21 protein-coding genes are annotated in these 23,662 nt (G+C 64.2%); 13 read left to right on the plus strand and 8 right to left on the minus strand.

Annotation, left to right across the window (positions count from 1 at the left end):
• Nucleotides 1–101: 101 nt before the first annotated feature.
• Together pdxS and BJ994_RS06550 are read left to right on the plus strand one after the other, a co-directional pair.
• Nucleotides 102–1,016 carry a pyridoxal 5'-phosphate synthase lyase subunit PdxS gene (pdxS, locus tag BJ994_RS06545; RefSeq protein WP_167992689.1) on the plus strand — a complete coding sequence of 305 codons (915 nt, stop codon included), beginning with the start codon at nucleotides 102–104 and terminating at the stop codon, nucleotides 1,014–1,016.
• A gap of 107 nt (nucleotides 1,017–1,123) precedes the next feature.
• A complete protein-coding gene (locus BJ994_RS06550) occupies nucleotides 1,124–2,380 on the plus strand; it encodes a CapA family protein (RefSeq protein ID WP_342450306.1) in 1,257 nt (418 codons plus the stop codon).
• A gap of 22 nt (nucleotides 2,381–2,402) precedes the next feature.
• Here BJ994_RS06550 and BJ994_RS06555 read toward each other — a convergent pair whose 3' ends face one another.
• Together BJ994_RS06555 and BJ994_RS06560 are read right to left on the minus strand one after the other, a co-directional pair.
• The gene (locus BJ994_RS06555; RefSeq protein WP_167992691.1) at nucleotides 2,403–3,119 is read right to left on the minus strand and encodes a GNAT family N-acetyltransferase; all 717 of its coding nucleotides are present in this window, start codon (nucleotides 3,117–3,119) and stop codon (nucleotides 2,403–2,405) included.
• Nucleotides 3,116–5,134, minus strand: coding sequence for a M3 family metallopeptidase (locus tag BJ994_RS06560; protein ID WP_167992694.1), 2,019 nt, complete (start codon nucleotides 5,132–5,134; stop codon nucleotides 3,116–3,118). Before BJ994_RS06560 ends, BJ994_RS06555 begins: the two co-directional genes overlap by 4 nt.
• On the opposite strand from BJ994_RS06560, the gene BJ994_RS06565 reads away from it, so the two are divergent.
• Nucleotides 5,133–6,482: a CapA family protein gene (locus BJ994_RS06565; protein ID WP_245192263.1), complete on the plus strand. Its 1,350-nt coding sequence runs from the start codon at nucleotides 5,133–5,135 to the stop codon at nucleotides 6,480–6,482. The two genes, BJ994_RS06560 and BJ994_RS06565, sit on opposite strands and share 2 nt — an antisense overlap.
• Before the next feature lie 16 nt (nucleotides 6,483–6,498).
• Here BJ994_RS06565 and BJ994_RS06570 read toward each other — a convergent pair whose 3' ends face one another.
• Both BJ994_RS06570 and BJ994_RS06575 read right to left on the minus strand, forming a co-directional pair.
• A complete protein-coding gene (locus BJ994_RS06570) occupies nucleotides 6,499–7,254 on the minus strand; it encodes a type 1 glutamine amidotransferase (protein WP_167992696.1) in 756 nt (251 codons plus the stop codon).
• The gene (locus BJ994_RS06575; RefSeq protein WP_209067669.1) at nucleotides 7,251–8,522 is read right to left on the minus strand and encodes a Mur ligase family protein; all 1,272 of its coding nucleotides are present in this window, start codon (nucleotides 8,520–8,522) and stop codon (nucleotides 7,251–7,253) included. Before BJ994_RS06575 ends, BJ994_RS06570 begins: the two co-directional genes overlap by 4 nt.
• Nucleotides 8,523–8,660: 138 nt before the next feature.
• Here BJ994_RS06575 and pdxT point away from each other — a divergent pair, with 138 nt between their 5' ends.
• From pdxT to secF, 8 genes are all read left to right on the plus strand, one after another.
• A complete protein-coding gene (gene pdxT / locus BJ994_RS06580; RefSeq protein ID WP_167992701.1) occupies nucleotides 8,661–9,374 on the plus strand; it encodes a pyridoxal 5'-phosphate synthase glutaminase subunit PdxT in 714 nt (237 codons plus the stop codon).
• On the plus strand, nucleotides 9,358–10,116 hold the full coding sequence (locus BJ994_RS06585; RefSeq protein WP_167992704.1) for a YebC/PmpR family DNA-binding transcriptional regulator: 759 nt from the start codon (nucleotides 9,358–9,360) through the stop codon (nucleotides 10,114–10,116). The genes pdxT and BJ994_RS06585 overlap by 17 nt, the downstream gene beginning before the upstream one ends.
• Before the next feature lie 44 nt (nucleotides 10,117–10,160).
• Nucleotides 10,161–10,736 carry a crossover junction endodeoxyribonuclease RuvC gene (gene ruvC, locus BJ994_RS06590; protein ID WP_167992706.1) on the plus strand — a complete coding sequence of 192 codons (576 nt, stop codon included), beginning with the start codon at nucleotides 10,161–10,163 and terminating at the stop codon, nucleotides 10,734–10,736.
• Between the two features lie 110 nt (nucleotides 10,737–10,846).
• The gene (gene ruvA / locus BJ994_RS06595; RefSeq protein WP_167992708.1) at nucleotides 10,847–11,467 is read left to right on the plus strand and encodes a Holliday junction branch migration protein RuvA; all 621 of its coding nucleotides are present in this window, start codon (nucleotides 10,847–10,849) and stop codon (nucleotides 11,465–11,467) included.
• A gap of 8 nt (nucleotides 11,468–11,475) precedes the next feature.
• Nucleotides 11,476–12,591 (plus strand): Holliday junction branch migration DNA helicase RuvB, encoded by a 1,116-nt coding sequence (gene ruvB / locus BJ994_RS06600; RefSeq protein ID WP_167992711.1) that lies wholly within the window; start codon nucleotides 11,476–11,478, stop codon nucleotides 12,589–12,591.
• Nucleotides 12,592–12,812: 221 nt separating this feature from the next.
• Complete coding sequence (locus tag BJ994_RS06605) at nucleotides 12,813–13,286, plus strand: preprotein translocase subunit YajC (RefSeq protein WP_167992713.1); 474 nt, start codon at nucleotides 12,813–12,815, stop codon at nucleotides 13,284–13,286.
• A 73-nt stretch (nucleotides 13,287–13,359) separates the two neighbouring features.
• Nucleotides 13,360–15,156 carry a protein translocase subunit SecD gene (gene secD / locus BJ994_RS06610; protein ID WP_167992716.1) on the plus strand — a complete coding sequence of 599 codons (1,797 nt, stop codon included), beginning with the start codon at nucleotides 13,360–13,362 and terminating at the stop codon, nucleotides 15,154–15,156.
• Nucleotides 15,153–16,169 carry a protein translocase subunit SecF gene (secF, locus tag BJ994_RS06615; RefSeq protein WP_167992717.1) on the plus strand — a complete coding sequence of 339 codons (1,017 nt, stop codon included), beginning with the start codon at nucleotides 15,153–15,155 and terminating at the stop codon, nucleotides 16,167–16,169. The genes secD and secF overlap by 4 nt, the downstream gene beginning before the upstream one ends.
• 13 nt (nucleotides 16,170–16,182) lie before the next feature.
• Here secF and BJ994_RS06620 read toward each other — a convergent pair whose 3' ends face one another.
• Nucleotides 16,183–16,335: a hypothetical protein gene (locus BJ994_RS06620; protein WP_167992718.1), complete on the minus strand. Its 153-nt coding sequence runs from the start codon at nucleotides 16,333–16,335 to the stop codon at nucleotides 16,183–16,185.
• Nucleotides 16,336–16,595: 260 nt separating this feature from the next.
• Between BJ994_RS06620 and BJ994_RS06625 the strand changes: the two genes are divergently transcribed.
• The gene (locus tag BJ994_RS06625; protein ID WP_209067674.1) at nucleotides 16,596–18,815 is read left to right on the plus strand and encodes a RelA/SpoT family protein; all 2,220 of its coding nucleotides are present in this window, start codon (nucleotides 16,596–16,598) and stop codon (nucleotides 18,813–18,815) included.
• Between the two features lies 1 nt (nucleotide 18,816).
• Here the strand turns inward: BJ994_RS06625 and BJ994_RS06630 are convergent, their stop codons facing one another.
• The 3 genes from BJ994_RS06630 to BJ994_RS06640 form a co-directional block, all read right to left on the minus strand.
• Nucleotides 18,817–19,446: a hypothetical protein gene (locus tag BJ994_RS06630; RefSeq protein ID WP_167992719.1), complete on the minus strand. Its 630-nt coding sequence runs from the start codon at nucleotides 19,444–19,446 to the stop codon at nucleotides 18,817–18,819.
• A 98-nt stretch (nucleotides 19,447–19,544) separates the two neighbouring features.
• Complete coding sequence (locus BJ994_RS06635; protein ID WP_425339403.1) at nucleotides 19,545–21,137, minus strand: DUF349 domain-containing protein; 1,593 nt, start codon at nucleotides 21,135–21,137, stop codon at nucleotides 19,545–19,547.
• 217 nt (nucleotides 21,138–21,354) lie between these two features.
• Nucleotides 21,355–22,140: a peptidylprolyl isomerase gene (locus BJ994_RS06640; protein ID WP_342450307.1), complete on the minus strand. Its 786-nt coding sequence runs from the start codon at nucleotides 22,138–22,140 to the stop codon at nucleotides 21,355–21,357.
• Between the two features lie 185 nt (nucleotides 22,141–22,325).
• Here BJ994_RS06640 and hisS point away from each other — a divergent pair, with 185 nt between their 5' ends.
• Entirely contained in the window at nucleotides 22,326–23,660 is a 1,335-nt protein-coding gene (gene hisS / locus BJ994_RS06645) for a histidine--tRNA ligase (RefSeq protein ID WP_167992720.1), read from the plus strand.
• Nucleotides 23,661–23,662 lie beyond the last annotated feature (2 nt).

Raw genomic sequence — 23,662 nt, forward strand, 5'->3', positions numbered from 1 at the left:
CAACCGGATCGCCGTTACGCGCACTTGCTGACTGGCGCTTATCAGTCCCGCACGGACGTATCATGGAATGTCATCTTTTCTCTACCCCGAGGGGCCAAACTGTGTCCACTGTTGAAGAAGCTTCGACCACCGCGCCAGTGACCGGCAGCAGCCGGGTCAAGCGCGGGATGGCGGAAATGCTCAAGGGCGGCGTCATCATGGATGTTGTCACCCCGGAGCAGGCACGCATCGCTGAGGATGCCGGTGCCGTGGCTGTCATGGCGCTTGAGCGGGTGCCCGCGGACATCCGCGCGCAGGGCGGCGTCTCCCGGATGTCCGATCCCGACATGATCGACGGCATCATCGAAGCCGTTTCCATCCCGGTGATGGCCAAGGCCCGGATCGGCCACTTCGTCGAGGCGCAGGTGCTGCAGGCCCTTGGCGTGGACTACATCGACGAGTCCGAGGTGCTGACCCCGGCCGACTACACGAACCACATCGACAAGTGGAAGTTCACGGTTCCCTTCGTGTGCGGCGCAACCAATCTCGGTGAAGCGCTGAGGCGCATCAACGAGGGTGCGGCGATGATCCGTTCCAAGGGTGAGGCGGGAACCGGCGACGTCTCGAACGCCACAATGCACATGCGTAAGATCCGGTCGGAAATCTCGCGCCTGAGCTCCATGGCTGAGGATGAGCTGTACGTTGCCGCAAAGGAACTGCAGGCTCCGTTCGAGCTGGTGAAGGAAGTTGCAGCCGCAGGCAAGCTTCCGGTGGTGCTCTTCACCGCAGGCGGCATCGCTACCCCGGCTGACGCTGCGATGATGATGCAGCTTGGTGCTGACGGCGTCTTTGTGGGCTCCGGCATCTTCAAGGCGGGGAACCCGGCGGAGCGTGCCGCTGCCATCGTAAAGGCAACCACTTTCCACGATGATCCCGACATGGTGGCCAAGGTTTCCCGCGGCCTTGGCGAAGCGATGGTCGGCATCAACGTGGATGAAATTCCGCAGCCGCACCGCCTCGCTGAGCGCGGCTGGTAACCCATAGCGATCGGTGGGCGGAAGGGGTCGGATGAAAATCCGGCCCCTTTCGCCGTTCCCAGACGGAGAATTCCCGGGGGAGAAACGTAACGGCCTATCCTGAAAGCGTGGATGGGCGAAGATTTCGCGGGGGAGCGGCGGCGCTGGCGGTGCTGCTGGCACTGTCGGCCTGCGTCGGTGCGGACCAGGACCCTGCGGGCAGTGCCGACGGAAGCGCGCTGGCAACCAGCACGAGTACGCTTCAATCTCCGCCCGACCCGTCGCCGTCGATCCCCGCCGAGTCCGAGGGAGCGGCCGAAACCCCTGTTCCGAGCGGTCCTGCGTGCCCGGCGGCTGCGTGCACCAGCGTCGTCGTCTCGGGTGACCTGCTCCTGCACGAGGCCCTATGGGAGCAGGCACGCGCAGACGGCGGAGGCACCCTCGATTTCGGAGCACTCCTTGCTGCCCAGGAGGAGTACGTGGGGCCGGCGAGTCTGGCCATCTGCCACCAGGAAACTCCGCTCGCTGCGCCGGACGGACCCTTCTCGGGTTTTCCGGCCTTCAATGTGCCGCCGCAGATCGCGGATGCCGTCGTTGAGGTGGGCTATGACGCGTGCACCACGGCGAGCAACCACACAATCGATGCCGGGACCGCAGGAGTCGACCGCACGCTGGACACACTGGACAGCGCAGGCCTGGAGCACACCGGCTCATACCGCAGCCCCGACGCCGTCGCACCGTTGATCGTGGATGCGGGGGATGCGCGCATCGCCGTCATCATCGGAACCTACGCACTCAACGGACTCGTTCCCGAGTTCCCCTGGCAGGTGGACCTGCTGGATCCGGCGGCCATGATTGAGAAGGCGCGTCAGGCGCGTGCCGCGGGCGCCGACCTTGTCCTCGCCGCAGTCCACGCGGGTGATGAGTACGCCGACTACGCCAACGCACAGCAGCAACAGGTTGCGCACGCACTGGCGGACAGCGGCGAGTTCGACCTCATCTACGGTCATCACAGCCACTCCGTGCTGCCGATCGAGAAGTACAACGGCGTCTGGATCGTCTACGGACTGGGCAATACCCTCGCCGCCCACGTGACCCCGGACATCCGGAACACCGAGGGCATCCTGGCCCGGGCAGACTTCCAACAAAACGACGACGGCGTGTGGCACGTTGAGGAACTTCGCTGGCTCCCAGCCACCTGGAACGGTCCCGAACACCGCTGGTGCCCGGTCGCCGCCGATCAGCTCGAGAAGATGGCGGCAGAGGGTACCGCCTGCGTGAGCGCCGCTGAAGACGCCGCCAGCAGGGAGCGGACCAGGGTGACTGTGGAGTCAATGGGCGCCGCTGAGCAGGGCGCCCGGGAATGGTTGCTGGAGCAACCCTGAAAGCACTAAGGGCAGAACGCTCTCACCGGTCGAGGTGCAGCCACCACGTCTGCCCGCGCCCAATCAGGTCAAAACCCCGCCGGGAGTACAGCTCATATCCCGCCGGGGTCGCATTGAGCGCCAACTCCTTCGCGCCAGCCGCTGCAGCCTGACCCCCGGCAGCGGCCAGCAGCGCTGTCCCGAGTCCGCGACGGCGGTGCTGGGGAAGCACCTCCATGTTGAAGATACCTCCCAGAGTGCTGGAGCCGCCCGCGGAACGGTCGAAGAAGGAATAAGCAGCACCGGCGGCCGCACCATCCACGCGGGCAAGCGCGTGCCATGCCCGCGCCGGTGCAGCGCTGACCACCGCCAGTTCGGCGGCGAGAACACCGGAGTACTCAGGTACTTCCGACGTAAGCTCCACGCCGTCCGTGCGGAATGTGGAGAGCGCGTCGGCTGGCGCGCTCATCCACCAGGGCTGCCACCCGGGTGTGAATCCGAACTCCGCCAGACCGGTTGCACGCACAGCGCCGTTCAGCCAGACGCCGACTGTCCGCGCGCCCAGGCGGACCCCCTCGGCCAGGCCCGGCCTCAACCCCGCCGTGGAGATTCTTGCGGGGAACATCAGCATGAGTTCTGAGCGCGCAGGCAGCCAGATCCAGTCGCACTCGTGGGTGGAGAACGTGCGGCCGCCGGTTGCCTGTGCCAGCGCGGCGTACCAGGACCGCTGGAGACGTTGGCAACCGGCGATCGTCGTCATGCCTGTTCGGCCAGGCCCCTGCGCTCAAGAAGGGGCTCAATGCTCGCAGCGCGTCCGCGGAAGGTCCTGAACGCTTCGAGCGGATCAACACTGTATCCGCGTGAGAGCAGCTCCTTGCGGAAGTGTTCTCCGTTTGCCCGGGTCAGGCCGCCGGCTTCCTTGAACCACTCGACGGTGTCCGCGTCCAGCACTTCACTCCAGATGTAGGCGTAGTACGCGGCCGAGTATCCGCCGCCGAAGATGTGCTTGAAGTATCCGGTACGGTAGCGCGGCGGCACTGGCGTGTAGTCCACACCAGCCTCCCGCAACGCCTGCTGCTCGAAGGCGAGCGGATCCTCCACCGTGGCCCCCGGCGTCAGTTCGTGCCAGGCGAGGTCGAGCAGCGCTGCCCCAAGGTACTCAGTGGTTGCGAACCCCTCGCCCCACTGCTGGGCGGCCAGAAGCTTGTCGATTGTTTCCGCAGGGAGCGGTTCTCCGGTCCGGTAGTGGCGCGCGTAGTTGTTCACCACCTCCGGCCACAGGATCCACATCTCGTTGACCTGCGAGGGATATTCGACGAAGTCACGCGGCACCGATGTCCCCGAGAACAACGGGTAGGTGACGTCTGAGAACAGGCCGTGCAGGGCGTGGCCGAACTCGTGGAAGGTGGTGCGCATCTGGTCGTAGGTCAGGAGCGTCGGTTCCCCTGCCGGCGGCTTGGACACGTTCAGGTTGTTCACGACGACGGCGCGCGTTCCGGTGAGCCGGGCCTGCTCCACGAAGGAGTTCATCCAGGCGCCGCCGTTCTTGGTGTCACGGGTGTAGTAGTCGCCCAGGAACAAACCAAGCTCGGTGCCGTCTTCCTCACGAACCTCCCAGACCCTCACATCCGGGTGGTAACCCTGAAGATCATCCCGCTCATGGAAGGTGAGTCCGTACAGTTTGTTGGCTGCGAAGAAGACACCGTCCTTGAGTACGCGCTCCAATTCGAAGTAGGGGCGGAGGGCAGCGAGGTCAACATCGAACCGTTCGGTTCGGACCTTCTCCGAGTAGAACGCCCAGTCCCACGCTTCGATCGGGTGACCGGCCGCCGCCTCGAGTTCCTGCGCCTCGGCGCGGGCATTCAGTACGGCCGGCTTCGCGAGCCGGTCGAGCATCTGGTGAATGGCATCCAGCGACGGCGCCGTCTGATCATCCGTTGCCAGCGCGGCGTGGTTCTCGAAGCCGAGCAGTGCCGCGCGTTCGGCCCGCAGTGCGGCCATGCGGGCGGCTACCCCGGTGGTGTTGTTGTCGTTGTCCCGGAATCCCCTGTTGACCGATGCTTCGTACAGACGCTGACGGGTCTCGCGATTGGTAATTGTCTCCAGCGCCGGCTGGGCGGTGGGAAGGATCAGGGTCAGCAGATACCCGTCGGGGTGTCCGGCAGCCTTTGCGGCATTGCCCGCCGCTTCCAGGTCGTCATCGGTTAGCCCGTCCAGCTCAGCGGGATCCGTGACCAGCACAGCGGAATCGTTCATCTCCCTGAGGAGGCGCTGCGAGAAGTCAGTGCTCAGGCGCGAGAGTTCACCGTTCAGCTCCCGCAGGCGTTGCTGGGCCGCAGGCTCGAGCTGTGCACCGGCACGGACGAAGTGCTGCCGGTACTCCTGGACCAACCGGGCCGATTCTGCGTCAAGGCCTTCCACCGGCACTGCGTTGACCCGTTCGAACAGCGATCCGTTGAGGTAGATGTTGTCTTCGTGGGCAGCCATTTTCGGCGCGATCTCCTGCTCGATCGCCTGAATGCCCTCCGTCGAGTGGGACGAGGAGTTGTTGTAGAACACCAGCGCCACCCTGCGAAGCGCCTGCCCGGCGCGCTCAAGGGCGACGATCGTGTTTTCGAACGTCGGAGGCTCGGTGTTGCCGGCAATTGAATCCAATTCAGCGAGATGCTCGCTGAATCCGGCCTCGAAGGCGGGCAGGAAATGTTCCTCGCGGATCTGTGCGAAAGGCGGCAGCTGGTACGGCAGTGTACTCGTGGTCGAAAAAGGGTTGCTCATGAGAACCAACCTTTGCACAACGGGCGTCACCTCTCCAGCGAATACCGCTTCTTCGAGTACCCCCGACCTATCATGGAAGTTCACGATCGAGGAGGACGTAGTGGCTGTTCGCTGGCGAACCGCAGGGATGTCGGGGTTGGGAATCGTAGTGGCGCTGGCATGCTCGGGTTGCATGGGGGTGGGCGAGGGGCGCACCACCGAGGGAACACAGCAAACGACGACGACGACGGCGCCGCAGCCTTCCGCCAGCACCGAACCCGAGCCGTCTGCCGAGCCAACCCCCGAACCGACCCCGGGCAAAGGCCCCGACTGTCCCACTGACCGGTGTTTCACGCTCATGGCCTCCGGTGACCTTCTGGTTCATCCCCAGCTCTGGGACCAGGCGGCGGTCGACGCCCAGAGAACCGGAAACGGAACCCTCGACTTCGAGCCCCTGCTGGCGGGCCAGCGTCCCTATATCGAGAACAGCGACCTCGCGGTGTGCCACATGGAAACCCCTGTTGCCACCCCGGATGGGCCGTTCAGCGGCTACCCCCAGTTCAACGTGCCGCCCCAGATCCTGGATGCGGCCACGGCAGCTGGCTACCAGGCCTGCACCACTGCCAGCAACCACACGATCGACGCCGGAACCGAGGGGCTCGTGCGAACACTCGACACGCTCGACCGCCTGGGCCTTGAGCACACGGGTTCCTACCGTACTGAGCAGGACGCGCAGGAGCTGATGATCCTTGATGCTCCCGCAGCGAAGGTGGCGGTCATCGAAGCGACCTATGGACTGAACGGGCTCATCCCGGAGTTTGACTGGCAGGTGGACATGCTGGACGCCCCGACGATGATCGCCAAGGCGGAACGCGCTCGACAGGAGGGCGCCGACGTCGTTATCGCGGCAATTCACGCCGGGGATGAGTACGCGTCGCTGCCCAACCAGCAGCAAATTGACTTGGCTCACGCGCTCGCGGACAGCGGGGCAGTTGATTTCATCTACGGGCACCACACCCACTCCGTGCTGCCGATCGAGTACTACAACGACACCTGGATCGTCTATGGACTCGGGAACGGGGTCACGGAACTCTCTCCTGTGTACGACGTCAACAACGAGGGCCTTACCGTGCGCGCGCAGTTTGCGGAGGAGGATGGCGAGTGGACAGTCAGCGACCTCGCGTGGGTGCCTTCGGTGATCGTCCGGGATCCCTACCGCTGGTGCTCGCTCGCCCCCGACCAGGAGCCGGGCTCCTGCTCAACGGTGGAGCACGAGGAGGCCGTCAAGGCACGCACCCTGGCGACGGTTGAAACGTATGGCGCGTCCGAGGACGGCGCGCACCAGTGGTCGGTGTCCGAGGAGGACTGACCGGTGGAGAAGACGCTCAGCGCGGGCGTGTGCCCGCATGCTGCCGTGCGAGTTCGGCCAGGCTGTCGTCAACCTCGCCGGGTTCGAAGGATCCGTATTTGCGCGTTACTGCCTGTTCGATCAGGAAGTCTGCGACAGCGGGGTTCTTCGGTAGCAGGGAACCGTGCAGGTAGCTCGCCACGATATTGAGGTGGCGCGCGCCCTCGTGGTTGTCGGTGGAGTTGTTACCCTCACCCTTGGTCACTGTTGCCAGCGGCCTCACGCCCGGACCGAGGAACGTCTGGCCACTGTGGTTCTCATAGCCGTGAACGTCGCCGAATTCCTCGCTGCGGGCCACCACGTTGCCGATCAGGCGTTCATCGCCGCCGTGCGTTTCGATGTCCAGGATGCCGATGCCGGGAATCAGTGTGCCGTCGTGTGTCTTGAAGAACCTGCCGAACAACTGGTACAGCCCGCAGATCGCAAGCATCGGGGTTCCGTCCTCAGCGAGGGCGCGCAAGTGTGCGGCGTTGGACTGCAGGTCCTGCTGGATGACCACTTGCCCGCTGTCCTGACCGCCGCCGCCGATCAGGAGGTCCACCTCGTCCGGGAAGGTATCACCGGCGTTGTGTTCGAGGAGCATGGCGTCATAGCCGTGCCAGGCGAGACGCTGTTTGAGCACCAGGACGTTGCCCCAGTCGCCGTAGATGTTCATGTCCCGCGGATAGAGCTGCAGGATGCGCACAGTTCCCTTGCTTGGGAGCTGTTCATTCGAAGTGTTGCCGGGAGTCATGACACCACTTTCACGTCGGTGATTCTGGAAAGGTCCCGCCGGATGGCGAGCATCGCGGTGTAGGTGCAGAAGATCCGCTTCGGACGCCCCTGGGCGCTGCGGATGAATGTTCGCAGTGCCGGCCCGGTGTCGGTATCGACCGCCCGGGCGGGGACGTCGTCGTACTTCAGCCGGAGCGCCATGTCGTAGGCGCGCACACCGCTGACCATGTCCACGCCGCCGTCTTTCAGGCTGTCGAAGTCCACGTCCCACAGCCAGGACATGTCACGGCCGTCAGCGTAATTGTCATTGATCGCGATCATGGTGGCGTAACCGGCTGCGTCGAAGGATTTTAGGCCAAGCCGGAATCCGCTCGGGTTCTTCACCAGAACCAGTTCCAGCGGCTGCCCGTCCACCACGAGCGATTCGCCGCGCCCGAATGCCGGCTCCACAGCGGCAAGGGATGCCAGCAGCGGTGCGCGCCTGACATCACCGCCCATGATCACCCGGGCCATTGCGAGCGCAGCGGCGGCATTGAAGATGTTGTAGACCCCGCGCAGGCTGAGGTTCACCGTGCTGGTTTCACCGTCCATCGTGAATGAGGCAGTGTTCCCGTCCACCGTCTCCAGCACGACGTCGGCGGGCAGGTCCGAGGCGGGGGCCGTACCGGTGGCGCCGCGCAGTTCGTCGTCGCTGGGGAAGGTTCCCCGGAGAGACTCGTCCAGGCCGAAGTAGGTGATCGCTGTCCGGGGGATGGCCGAGGCGATCGATGCGACCCGCGGGTCCTCCCGGTTCAGGACCACGGTGCCCGTTGTCTTGCGTGCTATCTGCTCCAGTAGCCGCGTGGTTTTGTCGATCTCGCCGAAGCGGTCCAGCTGGTCGCGCAGCACGTTCAGCAGCAGGCAGTGCGTGGGCGGAACGAGGTTGACGAAGTGCACTGCGTGGGCTTCATCCAGTTCGAGCACCGCGACGTCGGCGTCGAGGCGACCGCGCCAGTCCACCTCGCCGAGGAGGGCCGCAGCCACACCCCGTGTGAAGTTGCTGCCGGTCCGGTTGGTGAAGACCTTCAGACCCTGGCCCTGCAGCAGCTCGACCACCATCTTGGTGGTGGTGGTTTTCCCGTTGGTGCCGCTGACGACGACAACACCCCTTGGCAGGTTCCGTAGCGCCCTGGCCATGAACCCGGGGTCGATCCGCTCAACAACGAGGCCGGGAAACGCGGAGCCACCGCCCCGCAGCCGGGAAGCGGCGCGAACCGCTTTTCCCAGGGGGACGCTCAAGCTAGACAGGCCAGACATAGGTCCTAACTTATCGCGGTTTGGAACCTGCCCGGGCATGGCGCCTGAGGGATGCCGCCGTCGTCGTTGGCATGGTGGTTCATGACGTCGATTCGGCGCAGGAGAGGTGTCCCAACCTAGAATGGAGCGGTGACTTCCACCAACCCACTGCCCGGCTCGCCCGTGCGCGTCGGCGTCCTGGCCGTGCAGGGCGACGTCCGTGAACACATCCGTGTGGTCGAAAAGCTCGGCGGGAGTGCAGCGGCAGTGCGTCGGCCCGGTGAGCTGGCGGACCTCGACGGGCTCATCATCCCGGGCGGTGAATCCACCACCATGGACAAACTGACCCGCGCTTTCGAACTCGCCGAACCCCTGCAGGAGATGATCCGCGGAGGGTTCCCCGTCTACGGATCCTGCGCGGGCATGATCATGTTGGCGGATACCATTGCGGACGCAGCACGCGACCTGCGCGGAAACCCGCAGCAGACACTCGGCGGACTGGACATCGTGGTGCGCCGGAACGCGTTCGGCCGGCAGCGCGAATCCTTCGAAACGGACCTCGACTTCGCCCAGCTCCCGGGGAACGGAGGGCCGGTCCGGGCGGTGTTCATCCGCGCCCCCTGGGTGGAGAAAGTGGGGGAGTCCGTTCAGACCCTCGCGCAGGTCGACGCGCCGGATACTCCGCCTGCCGAACACGGCGCTGAACAGGCCGGGGCAAGGGCGGTAGCTAGAATTGTTGCAGTTCGCTCTGGAAACCTGCTCGCAACGAGCTTCCATCCGGAGGTCACCGGTGAGCACCGGATCCATGAGCTATTTCTATCCATGATCGCGAAGAGAAGGGCAGAGCATGTCGGGGCACTCTAAATGGGCTACCACTAAACACAAGAAGGCCGTGATCGATGCCAAACGCGCCAAGTCCTTCGCGAAGCTGATCAAGAACATCGAGGTTGCCGCGCGCGCCGGCGGTGCGGACATGGCCGGCAACCCGGCGCTGGAACTCGCCGTGCAAAAGGCCAAGAAGACATCGGTGCCCAATGACAACATCGACCGCGCAATCAAGCGTGGCGCGGGCCTCACCGGCGAGGTGATTGACTACTCGGAAATCATTTACGAAGCACGCGGCCCGCAGGGTTCAGCCCTGCTGATCGAGTGCCTGACCGACAACAAGAACCGCGCTGCCTCGGAAGTCCGCGTTGCGATTACGCGCAACGGCGGCACCATCGCCGACCCCGGGTCTGTGGCGTACCTGTTCTCCCGCAAGGGCGTTGTCACCCTTCCCCGGAAGGAGCTGAGCGAGGAGGACGTCCTGATGGCGGTCCTCGACGCCGGCGCCGAAGAAGTCATGGAATCCGGTGATTCCTTCGACGTGCACTCGGAGCCGTCGGATCTGCGCGCCGTCGTTGCGGGACTGGAAGAGGCCGGCATCGAGTATGAAACCGATGAGGTTGAGTTCGTTCCCTCGATGCAGGTGGAACTGGATGCCGACGCCGCGCGCAAATTCCTCAAACTGGTCGACGCCCTCGAAGAGCTCGACGATGTGCAGAACGTGTACTCCAACGCTGACCTCAATGAGGACGTCCTTGCCGAACTGGACAGCGACGATTAGTCCTTCCACCGCAGGCACCGCCGCATGACAGGGAGCACCCCGGGATGACCGTGCGCGTGATGGGAGTGGATCCCGGACTGACGCGCTGTGGACTCGCCGTCGTCGACGTTGAGCCGAACCGCCGCGCCACGCTCGTCGCCGTCGGGGTGGTGGGCACGCCGGCAGATCAGAGCCTCGACAAACGGTTGCTGAAGATCGCGGAGTCGGTGGATATTTGGCTGGACGCCCACGCACCGGCGGTCCTCGCCGTCGAACGCGTCTTCAGCCAGCTCAATGTCAGCACGGTCATGGGTACGGCGCAGGCCTCGGGAGTGGTGATCGTCGCGGCGGCGCGGCGCGGCATTCCGGTGGCTCTTCACACGCCGACCGAGGTCAAGGCAGCGGTCACAGGTAACGGCCAGTCGGACAAAACGGCCGTTACCAAGATGGTGACGAAGATCCTGCGGCTCTCCACGGCACCGACACCGGCCGACGCCGCAGACGCGCTGGCGCTCGCCATCACCCACGCGTGGCGCACGGGGGCGTCGTCGCCGGCACAGTTGCAGTCGGGAAGCACGGGGCTGACGGCGGCCCAGCGTCTGTGGGCTGAAGCGGAAGCAAAGGCACGACGACGGCGGTGAGGTAGCGCTCCTTCGGTGTGGCGGTTGCAGGAATGTCCAGGGCGGGCCGTACGCTGATTCGTAGATATGTTCGGTGATATTCCCCTTCGACCAGCTTGGAGCCGCAGCGCATGATTAGCTCTCTGACCGGAACCGTCAGCCATGTCGGCCTGCATTCCGCAGTCCTGGATGTAAGCGGGTTTGGAATGCTGGTCCAGGCAACGCCTCAAACGCTCGCCAACCTGCGTGTCGGTAATCAGGCCAGGGTCTTTACCGCGCTGATCGTCCGCGAGGATTCCATGACATTGTTCGGATTCTCGGAGCCGGAGGAGCGCGAAGTATTCGAAACCCTGCTTGGTGTCAGCGGCGTGGGTCCGCGGCTGGCCCTGGCAGTACTCGCCGTACACACTCCGGAGGCCATCCGTGTTGCTGCGTCCTCGGGCGATGATAAGGCGTTCAGCAAGGTACCGGGGATCGGACCGAAGGGAGCGCGGCGTATCGTGCTGGAACTGGCGGACAAACTTGTGCCGCTGGAATCAGGTCCAGCCGCTACGACGTCGAATCCCTGGCAGGGGCAGGTGCTCGCGGCGATGATGGGCCTTGGCTGGTCCGAGAAAGACGCCGGAGCCGCCATTGACGCGGCCGTCCAGGATTCGCCGGAGGTTGCCGCCGGCGGCAACGTGGGATCCATCCTGAAACTCACTCTGCGGCGGCTCGGTCAGGACGGCGCGCGCGCGTCCGTGCGGTCGTAGGAGTTCCCATGGCAGAGAACACCGAAGACCGCAACGAGCAGCCGCTCGTTTCTGCAGCAGTAGATCCGGAGGATCGGGCTGTCGAAGCGGCACTGCGCCCGAAGAACCTCGATGACTTTGTGGGCCAGGCCCGGGTCCGGCGTCAGCTTTCCCTGGTACTGGAAGCATCCAGACTGCGCGGCCGGAGTGCCGACCACGTGCTCCTTTCAGGGCCACCCGGACTTGGCAAGACTACGCTGGCAATGATCATCGCGGCGGAGATGAACGCACCGCTGCGCATCAGTTCCGGCCCGGCCATCCAGCACGCCGGAGACCTTGCGGCGATCCTCTCGTCGCTGACCGACGGCGAGGTGCTGTTCCTTGACGAGATCCACCGGATGTCCCGTCCCGCCGAGGAAATGCTCTACATGGCAATGGAGGATTTCCGGGTGGACATCATCGTCGGTAAAGGCCCGGGCGCAACAGCCATCCCGTTGGAACTGCCGCCGTTCACACTGGTTGGCGCCACTACCCGTGCTGGCCTCCTGCCGGGACCATTGCGCGACCGCTTCGGATTCACGGGGCACCTGGAGTTCTACTCCACCCAGGAACTTGAGCTTGTTCTGCGACGTTCGGCGATGATGATGGACATGCGCGTCAACTCGGCGGCGTTCGCGGAGATTGCCGGTCGCTCGCGGGGCACGCCGCGCATCGCTAACCGGTTGCTGCGCCGTGTTCGTGACTGGGCGCTGGTTCACGCGGTTGATGTCGTCGACGCCCGTTGCGCTTCAGCGGCCCTGGATATGTACGAGGTTGATGCAAAGGGCCTTGATCGTCTCGACCGCTCGGTGCTGACCGCGTTGGTCACCAAGTTCAACGGGGGGCCGGTGGGCCTGTCCACCCTTGCCATTGCGGTGGGGGAGGAACCTGAAACGGTGGAGACGGTCGCCGAGCCGTACCTCGTGCGCGAGGGAATGCTCGGGCGTACGCCACGCGGACGGATCGCCACTGCAGCGGCCTGGGAACACCTCGGCCTGGCTATGCCGGCGACAGTGGCGGCGGCCATGCCGGAGGACCTTTTCTCGGTGTACCAGGAGGTCAGCGACACCGCATCCGGCAATTACCTCGACAACAGTGCCGGATAGAAGCAACGCCCGGGTAAAGCATTGGCCGAAAGTGCTGCACGAGGGCGGGTGCGCATGTTCTGGGCTATACGGCTTACACTGATATGACGTGCGGCACACCGTGCGGCCATCGTTGTGGAATCACCATCCGGACCGGCCGCACAGGGCCGCGGAAATCGGCGTCGGAATCGCACCCGCTGCGGCCTGACTGCGCTGACCAAATATAGGAACGGAACTTTTCTGTGCTCGCAAATGTAGTTGCCCAGTCCACCGAACAGACCGGTGGCGGATTCGATATCTTCACCCTGCTTCTTCCCCTGGCCCTCGCCTTCCTGATCTTCACCATGTTCCGGAAGCAGCGGAAGATGAAGAAGCAGGTTGCCGAGCAGCGCACGCAGATGATCCCGGGTACGGACGTCATGACCAACTTCGGCCTATTCGGAACCATCGTCTCGTTGGATGAGGACAACAACAAAGCGCTCATCGAGATTTCTCCGGGTGTGACGGCTACGGTGCACTCCCAGACGCTCAGCAAAGTGGTCACACCTGAGCCTGTAGCCGAAGCGGAGCACACGGAGACAGTGCCCGACGACGCCTCCTCGCTCACCGATTCACCCAACGACACGGATCGCTCGGTCAAACCCGAGACACCCGAGGAAACCGCTGAGCGGCTGAACCGCGAGAACGCCCGCGATCGGAACGACAAAGAGCAGTAATAGCCGACGCCCGTCGCAGCTGCTGCGGCGGTATTCGAAGTCTCACGTTTCCAACACGAAGGATTCACCCACCATGGCACCATCCGGACCGGGCTCGGCGGCCAAACGAACACTCGTTTGGCTCGGCGTAGTCTTTGCACTCCTTGCGCTGTTGCTTGGCGGCGGCTCGCTGTGGAGTAACGCCAGCTGGACCCCCAAGCTCGCCCTCGACCTCGAAGGCGGCACGCAGATGATCCTTGCGCCCCAGGTACAGGGCGGCAGCGAGGAAATCACCCCAGAGCAGCTTGACCAGGCGGTCGAGATCATTCGGCAGCGCGTGGACGGCAGTGGCGTAGCTGAAGCGGAAATCAGCACCCAATCCGGCCAGAACGTCATTGTTGCGCTTCCGGGCATCCCTGATCCGGAAACCAGGGAGCTCATCCAGGCCTCCGCCCAGATGGAGTTCCGGCCGGTGTTGTTCGGCGGAGCGGGCCAGGCCCCGGCGGCAGAAACACCGACTCCGGAGGACCAGCTGCCCACACCGTCGGCCGAACCCACCGGCGCAAGCGATCCCAACTGGATCACCCCGGAGCTCATGCAGGAGTTCGAATCGACCGATTGCACCAGTCCGGAGGCGCTGGAGCCGGCGGTGGAGCCAGCACCGGCGGACCAGCCGATGGTCGCGTGTGAACCCAACACCATGGGCAAGTACATCCTTGGTCCGGTTGAGGTCAAAGGGACCGATATCGAATCTGCGGACTTTGGGATCGCCACCGGACAAGGAGGTCAGTCCCTCAACCAGTGGGTTGTGAACATCGACTTCAATGATGAGGGAACGGAAAAGTTCCGTGCTGTAACCGAGCGGCTATTCGCGATCGGCCAGGGCGACCCTAGGAACCAGTTCGCAATCGTGCTCGACGGCGTCATCGTCTCGGCGCCGACCACCAACGCGGTCATCCCGGACGGCCGCCCGCAGATCAGCGGCAGTTTCACCGAGGAGTCCGCTGCGGCTCTCGCCGAGCAGTTGAAGTACGGCGCGCTGCCCATTAGCTTCGAGATCCAGAGCGAGCAGCAGATCTCGGCCACGCTTGGTGCCGACCAGCTTCGCCTCGGAATGATCGCGGGCATCATCGGGTTGGTGCTGGTCGCCGTTTACTCGTTGTTCCAATACCGGATGCTCGGGCTGGTCACGATCGCCTCGCTCGTCGTGGCGGGCGGTCTTACCTACCTGGCCATCTGCATCCTCGGTTGGACCGAGAACTATCGTCTATCCCTCGCAGGTGTGGCGGGCCTGATTGTGGCGATCGGCCAGACGGCGGATTCCTTCATCGTTTACTTCGAACGAATCAGGGACGAACTCCGCGACGGACGCGGGCTGGTGTCCGCCGTGGAGAACGGGTGGCGGCGCGCCAAGAGGACGGTCCTTGCATCCAAGGCGATGAACCTTCTCGCTGCCGTCGTCCTGTACTTCGTGGCAGTTGGAAACGTGCGCGGCTTCGCCTTCACCCTGGGCCTGACAGCTATCGCGGACCTCATCGTCGTTTTCCTCTTCACGCACCCGATGATGCGGTTGCTGGCGATGACCCGTTTCTTCGGTGAAGGACACCGCTGGTCCGGTCTTGACCCATCACGGCTTGGCGTACTGCCGCTGTACCGCGGTGCTGGACGGGTACGCCACAAGCCGGTCGAGAAGCCTGCAGTCGAGCTCCGCGGACGCAACAAGGCGGCCGCCGGTGAGGCGGAACGCCGCACGACTATCGCTGAACGCCGGCTCGCCGAGCAACAGAAGGCTGCCGGACGGGACAAAGATGCACAGCAACCCGAAACAACGAACGACCACGAGGCTGTCGCCGCCCGAGGGCGCGGATCCCAGGAAGGGGACAACCGATGAGCCGGTTCAGTTTTGCGGAGTTCGGCAACGAACTCTACTCCGGTAAGCGATCCTATCCCTTCGTCGGCAAGCGCAAGCTGTGGTTCATCATCGCCGGCGCTGCGGTGCTGATTTCCCTGTTGATTCCCGTCATCAAGGGTGGGTTCAATCTCGGAATCGACTTCCGCGGCGGATCGGAATTCACGGTCTCAAATGTGCAGGACACCAACGTCGCTGCCGGCGAAGAAGCGGTGACCGGCGTCGTGCCGGAGGCCATTCCGCGAGTCACGAATATCGCTCCGGAAACAATGCGCATCCAGACCGAGCGCCTGAGCGATGACCAGACCCTGGAGGTCAGGGACGCGCTCATCGGCGCCTATGGTGTGACCGGCGAAGATGTCACATCCAACTTCGTTGGGCCCACCTGGGGCGAGGATGTGAGCCGCCAGGCAATCATCGGCCTGATCGTATTCGTAGTGCTGGCGGCGGCCCTGATGGCGATCTACTTCCGGACCTGGAAGATGTCCGTAGCGGCGATGGCCGCTCTCTTCGTAGTCATGGTCACCAGCGCGGGGATCTATGCCCTGAGCGATTTCGAGGTGACGCCCTCTGCGATCATCGGGTTCCTCACAATCTTGAGTTACTCCCTGTATGACACAGTGGTGGTCTTTGACAAGATTCGGGAGAACACGGCGGATCAGGACGTGTCCGTCAAGCGGACCTTCGGTGAGCAGGTAAACCTTGCGGTGAACCAGACACTGGTCCGATCCATCAATACCTCAGTGGTGGCGGTCCTTCCGGTTGCTGCCATCCTGTTTATCGGCGCCATGCTGCTCGGAGCGGGCACGCTCAGGGACCTGTCCCTCGCACTGTTTGTCGGAATCATCATCGGAACGCTGACTACGGTCTTCGTGGCAGCTCCCATGTACGCGATGCTGCGGATGAACGAGCCCGAGATCCGCAAGCAGGAGAAGAAGGTGCTGCACCGCCGTTCCCTTGAGGCGAAGGGCGAAGAGAGCGCAGTCCCAGCCTGACAAGGTGCGCGGCTTACCCCTCAACCATGTTGCCCGGTACTTCACCAAAGTGCCGGGCAACGTCGTATCCGAAGCGTTCGGCGCCCGGGTCGACTTCGAAGGACTGTGCGCGGACGGTGAAAGTGGGCACCGGTGGTGCGGTGGGTGGATAAACTTGGATAGTCAAGCAGGAATATGGGATGTTGAAGCATCGCCGGTTCTAGCTGGAACTGTCAGGGCATAGACGAAGAGGGGTTATGGGTGGCTGAAGCCAGGGGTCCCGGACGCCCGTCCGGTACCGGATCCACCGCCGGTCCGGGCGTGGACTCGCGCGCGGAAACAGCTCGGCCGGCCGCGGCCACTACGGCCCCGCCCGCGTCCACTCAGCCCGTACAGGACGGCGATCAGGCAAGTACTCCGGGACGCCGAGAGCGCACGCGTGCCCGTTTGGCTCGTCTGGCAGGCCGGGGGAGTACCGATTACTCGCCCGTCCTTGAACCTCTACTGCGTACGGTGCGGGCCAGCAACCCCAAGGAAGACCTTGAGTTCATCAAGCGTGCCTATGAGGTAGCCGAGCGCAGCCATGAGGGGCAGAAGCGCAAAAGCGGGGACCCCTACATCACCCACCCGGTAGCGGTCGCGACCATCCTCGCCGAGCTCGGCATGACGGGCACTACGCTTGCTGCGGCGCTGCTGCATGACACCGTGGAGGACACCAGCTGTACCCTCGATGACATCCGCCGCGACTTCGGCCAGGAAGTGGCGATGCTCGTTGACGGTGTGACCAAACTGGACAAGGTTTCATTCGGCGACGCCGCACAGGCCGAGACGGTCCGGAAGATGGTCGTTGCGATGGCCAAGGACATCCGGGTGTTGGTCATCAAGCTCGCCGACCGCCTGCACAACGCCCGCACATGGCGGTTCGTCTCCCCGGAGTCATCCGCGCGGAAGGCGCGCGAAACCCTTGAGATCTTCGCACCGCTGGCGCATCGGCTTGGTATGAACACCATCAAGTGGGAACTTGAGGATCTTTCATTCGCGGCGCTTCACCCAAAGGTCTATGAAGAGATCGTGCGAATGGTGGGGGACCGCACACCGGAGCGGGAGAAACACCTCAACCTTGTTCGCGATCAGATCGGCGAAGATCTGCGCTCAGTGAAGATCAAGGCAATGATCACCGGCAGGCCCAAGCACTACTACTCCATCTACCAGAAGATGATTGTCCGGGGGAAAGACTTCGACGACATCCATGACCTCATGGGCGTGCGGGTCCTGGTTGATAGCGTTCGCGACTGTTACGCGACTCTTGGCCAGCTGCATGCGCGGTGGAACCCGCTTCCGGGTCGGTTCAAAGATTACATCGCGATGCCGAAGTTCAACATGTACCAGTCTCTGCACACCACGGTAATCGGACCGGGCGGACGGCCCGTCGAGATCCAGATCCGTACCCATGACATGCACCGACGTGCGGAGTACGGTGTCGCAGCACACTGGAAGTACAAGAATTCCGGCGGGGCGCGCAGCAGCGAAGCTCCGGACAACAGCGACATGGGTTGGCTCCGCAGCCTCGTCGACTGGCAGCAGGAAACTTCTGACCCGGATGAATTCCTTGATTCGCTCCGGTTCGAGATCAACGCGCGGGAGGTCTTCGTCTTCACCCCGAAGGGTGAGGTCATGGCCCTGCCTGCCGGATCCACTCCGGTGGACTTCGCCTACGCCGTACACACCGAAGTGGGTCATAGGACCATCGGAGCCCGTGTCAACGGCAAGCTGGTGCCGCTGAACAGCGAGCTGAATCACGGCGACTGGGTGGAAATCTTTACCTCCAAGGCTGAGGGAGCGGGACCCAGCCAGGACTGGCAGGGATTCGTCAAGAGTCCGCGCGCCCGTAACAAGATCCGGCAGTGGTTCACGAAGGAGCGTCGGGAAGAAGCCATTGAGAAGGGCAAGGACCAGCTGACGCGCGCCATGCGCAAGCAGAACCTGCCCCTTCAGCGCATGATGACTCACGACGCCCTGCTGGCTGTCGCTGAGGAACTCCGGCACGCTGACATCTCCGCTCTTTATGCAGCGGTTGGAGATGGCCACTCCTCCGCCCAGAACGTCATCGAGCATCTAGTGGCCCTCATGGGCGGCCATGCGGGTGCCGAAGAGGATATTGCTGAAACCGCTGTATCGACGCAGCCCCGGCGGCCCAAGTTTTCCGATTCCGGGGTCACGGTGCGTGGGGTGGGCGATGTCTGGGTCAAGCTCGCCCGCTGCTGCACACCGGTGCCGCCGGACCCCATCGTTGGATTCGTAACGCGCGGCTCAGGTGTTTCGGTGCACCGTACCGACTGCCGGAACGTGGAGGAACTGCGCGACCAGCCGGACCGGATCGTCGACGTTGAGTGGGCGCCGACGCAGTCGAGTGTATTCCTGGTGGAGATCCAGGTGGAAGCGCTGGACCGGAAGAGCCTGCTCTCCGACGTCACCCGCGTTCTTTCCGAGAACCATGTCAACATCCTCGCCGCGAGCGTGAATACCTCAACCGATCGTGTGGCATTGTCGCGGTTCGCGTTTGAAATGGGCGATCCGAAATACCTCAGCCACATCCTGAGCGCGGTACGTCGCATCGACGGTGTCTTTGACGTCTACCGGACCACAGGTGCGCAGCGCCGGCTCTGAGCTAGCACCGCAACGCTTCCCTGAGGCGGGAGAGCGCACGCGCCTTCCCGGGTACCCTGGCTGAGCTCTCCAGCGAGAGAATCACCAATTCGAGCGGACACCGTAACTCGGGCATCGAAGAGATTCGTCGGAGGGCCTCCACTGCCCAGTCGTCCTGTCCATGAATGGCTGTATCCAGTGCAGTCCGCAGGGGAGAGGTGACATCCACTCCGCCAATCGCGTGCAGGTCGCACGGCCCGAGCGTGACCTGATGCATCACGGCGTCGCTGAACGGCGGTAAAGCTGTAGTCCGCCGGCGGTGGTCAGTAACCAGGCTGACAATGGCCGGTGCTGGGGCGCATCCGTAAACCCACGCTGCGCTTTGGCGGGCCAGCGCTACCCGGTGCTGCAAGGCTCGGGGGACAACGTTGATGGCGGACTGCGCCCTGATCGCAGGTGTGGCGGGCTGATCGGTGCGCACGTAGGAGTTTCCACAAACGTGGACCATCAGGCCGTCCAGCTGCATGGCCTGCAGTTCCACTTCGCTGAAGAGGGTCCCGCCGTGGAAGAGCACCCCGCCGGTGGAGTTCACGGCAAGGTTGCGGCGCGGGGGGTACCGGACCGGCAGGGGCTGACCTTGCGTGAGTGACATGCATCAAGCTTCCCCAACAGCCGGGAAAAGGGAAAGTCCCGGTTGCGCCGTTGTGGATAACAGTGCAACCGGGACTTCACCGCTGGTGCGCAAATGGGCTAGGCGAAATCCTGGGCCGATTTCTGGAGCATGTCCAGCCACTGTTTGCGGGCATCGAGTGCTTCGCGTGCAGCGGCGATACGCCGTGCGTCGCCTTCCTTCTCTGCTGCAGCCAGATCCTCTTCCAGGGAAGCGATAGTGTTCTCCAACTGGGAGAGTGCGCTGTTGGTGCGTGCCTTCGTCTCGGGGTTGGTGCGCTGCCAGTGTTCGTCTTCGGCGGCTTTGACGGCTTCCTCGACTTCACGCAGTTTCGCTTCTACCCGGCCCATATCCCCGCGCGGCACTTTCCCCGCTTCCTCCCAGCGGTCGCGGATGGACTGCAGGGCCTTGCGCGCCGCGGTGGCGTTCTTCACGGGGAGCAGTTGGCGTGCTTCCACCAGGAGCTGCTCCTTGACCACCAGGTTGGCACCGTACTCCTCGTCGATGGCTTCGTTCGCGTTCTTCCGCGCGGAGAAGAATTTGTCCTGTGCAGCCCGGAACCGCGCCCAGAGGGCGTCGTCGTCCTTCCGGCTTGCCCGCTTGGAGGCCTTCCACTCATCCATCAGGCGGCGGTACTCCGCGGCGGTGTGTCCCCAGTCCGTTGACGTGGACAGCTCCTCGGCCCGCCGGATCAGAGCTTCCTTGGCGCGCTTCGCCTCCGCATTGTCGCTGTCGAGCTGGGAGAAGTAGGCGCGACGGTGCCGGTCAAACACGGTTCGTGCGGATCGGAAACGCTTCCACAGCGCGTCCTCGGTGCCTCGTCCGAGCCGCATGCCGGATTTCTGCGCCGACTTCCACTGCTCAAACAACTCGTTCATGCGCGTGCTGCTGGCTTTCCACTGCACGGTGGACGGATCGCGTCCGGAGATTTCCTCAGCCTCCGCGACGATTGCCTCGCGCGATTCAAGTTCGCGGGCACGCGCCGCGTCCTGTTCGGCCTTTTCAGCGGCTTCCAGTTCGGTGATGAGCGTGGCGAGGGTGTCCAACCGGGCCTCGAGTGCCCGGACGTCACCCACCATCTTTCGTTCAGCGACCTGCTCGCGGAGGTGTGCAGCGGTCTTCTGCATGTCCGTGGATGGAGCCTTCGCGTGTACCCGCTGCTCCAGCAGTGTGACCTGCCCGGCGACGTCGTCGTACTTACGCACGAAGTAGCCGAGCGCCTCCTCGCGCGTGGCGTCGGGATACTGGCCTACCGCGAATTCCTCGCCATCGACAATGAGGAAGACGTGGCCGTCTTCCTCAACCCGCGCAAACTTCGCAGCCTCAGCCAACGGGGTGCTGTGGACCGGAGGGGCGACCACGGCGGCCGGCGTTGCGGGTCCGCTGGGGCGCGGTGCCATGGCGGCCGGGGTGGGGCGGGCGGAGCCGGGCTTCCCCGGGCGGGGGCCTGGTGCGGGCGTCGCTGCAGGCGCGGGCTGGGCGGGTTCCGGTGCAGCCGATTCAACAGGCTCCGTTACTGCTTCGGAGTCCGCCCCAACAGGTGCGGGCTCAGCTTCCGGCGCGGGCTCAGCTTCCGGTGCGGCCGGTTGAGTTGCTGCTTCGGGTTCAGTCACCGCGGCCTCAGCCGGATCCGCCTGGGAGTCCGCACTATCGGGCTCGGGCGACCCGGCCACCGGTTCCTGCGCTACCGCCTGCTCTGCCTCACCCTGCGGCTGTTCGGGCTGTTCAGTCCCGGGGGCAGCGTGCTGCTCGCCTGCTTCGGCCGGCTCGTGGTTCCCGGCCTCTGCAACAGCGGCGTCGGTTACGGGCGTTTCGTCGGATTTCTGACTGTTTGTCACCGCTAGAAGTCTTTCGCTCGATGGATGGCCTGTAAGGCCGTGTCCTGTGGAATTACCGCAGGGTTAATGAGTCTATCGTCACAGGGGTTGCTGGTGGACCGTCCTCGCCGCCGCCCTCAACTCCGGCCTCCGCGATCTCCTGAACCACCTCGAGGCCCGAGGTCACCCTGCCCATGATGGTGTAGCCCCCGGTGTCCTGCGGGATCTGGGAGTCCTTATGCACAATGAAGAACTGTGTCCCGTGACTGTCTGTGCTTTGGCCTCGGGCGACGGCAATGCTGCCGGCCGGGTACGTGCCGTCTTCCGGAGTGTTCTCCACCGGGCCCCACTGGTAGTTGGGATCGGACGCGCCGTCACCGTTCGGGGAGCCGCACTGCAGCACGCCCATGGTCTCCGCTGTTGTCAGTCGATGGCAACTCTTGCCGGCGAAGAAGTTCTCCTCCGCCAGGGACTTGAAGACGGCTACGGCCTGCGGTGCGAGGTTCGCGTCCAGTTCCACGCCGATGTCGACGGCGCTGGTGGCGAGGGTCCCGGTGAAGACCTCGCCCTCGACCGTGGCAGGATCGGGAATGTCAGCGGCGTTGGCGCTTGGCTCCACGGGGTCGGTCTGACGAACGCCGGGTGCATCCTCGAGCACGTCCATCTGTGCAGCAGTCGGGTTGGAGCTGAACCAGAAAAGCTGCAGCGAAATTGCCAGAGCCAGCACCACTGCGGCCGCGACACCGGCGAACAGGCTGTCCCTTCGTCGGCGTACTATCTGTGCCCGTTTCAGTTCGCGCTTCGCTTCGATCTGCGCGATGTGGCGGCGCATGTCGCGCCCTCGGCTGTCGGCGGCCACGATCCCTCCCAAGTTCAGCCGGTGGGTGGCGCGGCGCCCGCGTCGGTTAGCACGGCACCGCCCCGAGCCCATAAAATGATTGCCGCACACAGTGTAGGCATAGTCGGATCTGTGCTGCTTCCATTTCCGTTGGCTCCCGTCCCGAACCGGATGCTTGCCGGCGTCGTTCGCTAGGAGTTGTATACATGGCACGAAAGTCGTCGTTGTCCGGATTTCCTGAGTGGCTCCCGCAGGAGCGCCTTGTGGAACTTCATGTCCTGGACACCCTGCGGCGGACTTTCGAACTGCACGGGTTCTCGAGCGTGGAGACGCGCGCGGTCGAGACGGTGGGCCAACTGCTCCGCAAGGGTGAGATCGACAAAGAGGTCTACGCGGTCTCGCGGCTCCAGGAAGAGGAATCCGCCCGCTCGAACGGTGAAGACGCGCTGGCACTGCACTTCGATCTGACCGTGCCCTTCGCGCGCTACGTGGTGGAAAACGCCGGCCACCTCGCATTTCCGTTCCGCCGCTACCAGATCCAGAAGGCCTGGCGCGGCGAACGTCCGCAGGAGGGGCGGGCCCGCGAGTTCACCCAGGCCGACATTGACGTTGTGGGCGATGGTTCGCTGCCTTTCCGCTACGACGTCGAACTGGCACTGGTGGTCATCGAGGCTCTCGGCGGGCTGCCCATCCCGGACTTCCAACTGCGCATCAACAACCGCAAGCTTGCCGAAGGCTTCTATCGGGGAATCGGCTTGACCGACACGGCCGGCGTTCTGCGAAGCATCGACAAACTGGAAAAGATCGGACCGGAGAAGGTCGCCCAGCTGCTCAGGGAGGAAACCGGGGCTACTGATGCGCAGGCAGAGGCGGCGCTGAAGCTCGCCTCGATCCGCACTGAGGACACCTCCTTCGTCGGGCTGGTCCGTGGGCTGGGCGTCGCTGACCCGCTTCTGGACGAGGGTCTGGCGGAGCTCGAACAGGTCATCGCCGAGGCATCGAAGCGGGCGCCGGGCAGGGTGCTCGCGGACCTCAGTATCGCCCGGGGGCTCGATTACTACACGGGGACGGTCTATGAGACGGTCCTGGTGGGGCATGAGTCGCTTGGCTCGATCTGTTCGGGCGGCCGCTACGATGCCCTGGCCAGCAAGGGCAACCGGACCTTCCCGGGTGTCGGCCTTTCCATCGGCGTCACCCGCATTGTGACGCGGATCCTGAGCCAGGGCTTCGCCGCAGCTTCCCGGCAGGTCCCGACGGCGGTGCTGGTGACCCTCGCGAACGACGATTCGTGGTCTTCGGCGCAGGACGTCGCCGCCGGGCTGCGCAGCCGGGGTGTTCCCGTCGAGGTTGCCGCTTCTGCGGAGAAGTTCGGCAAGCAGATCAAATTCGCTGACCGCCGCGGCATCCCGTTTGTGTGGTTCACCTCCGAGGACGGCTCTCACGAGGTCAAGGACATCCGGTCGGGGGAGCAGGTGGCTGCGGACCCTGCAACCTGGACTCCGCCGGCAGAGGATCTCTGGCCCGCTGTGTCGCCGCAGTAGGA

The sequence above is a fragment of the Arthrobacter pigmenti genome, assembly GCF_011927905.1.
Lineage (GTDB): Bacteria > Actinomycetota > Actinomycetes > Actinomycetales > Micrococcaceae > Arthrobacter_D > Arthrobacter_D pigmenti.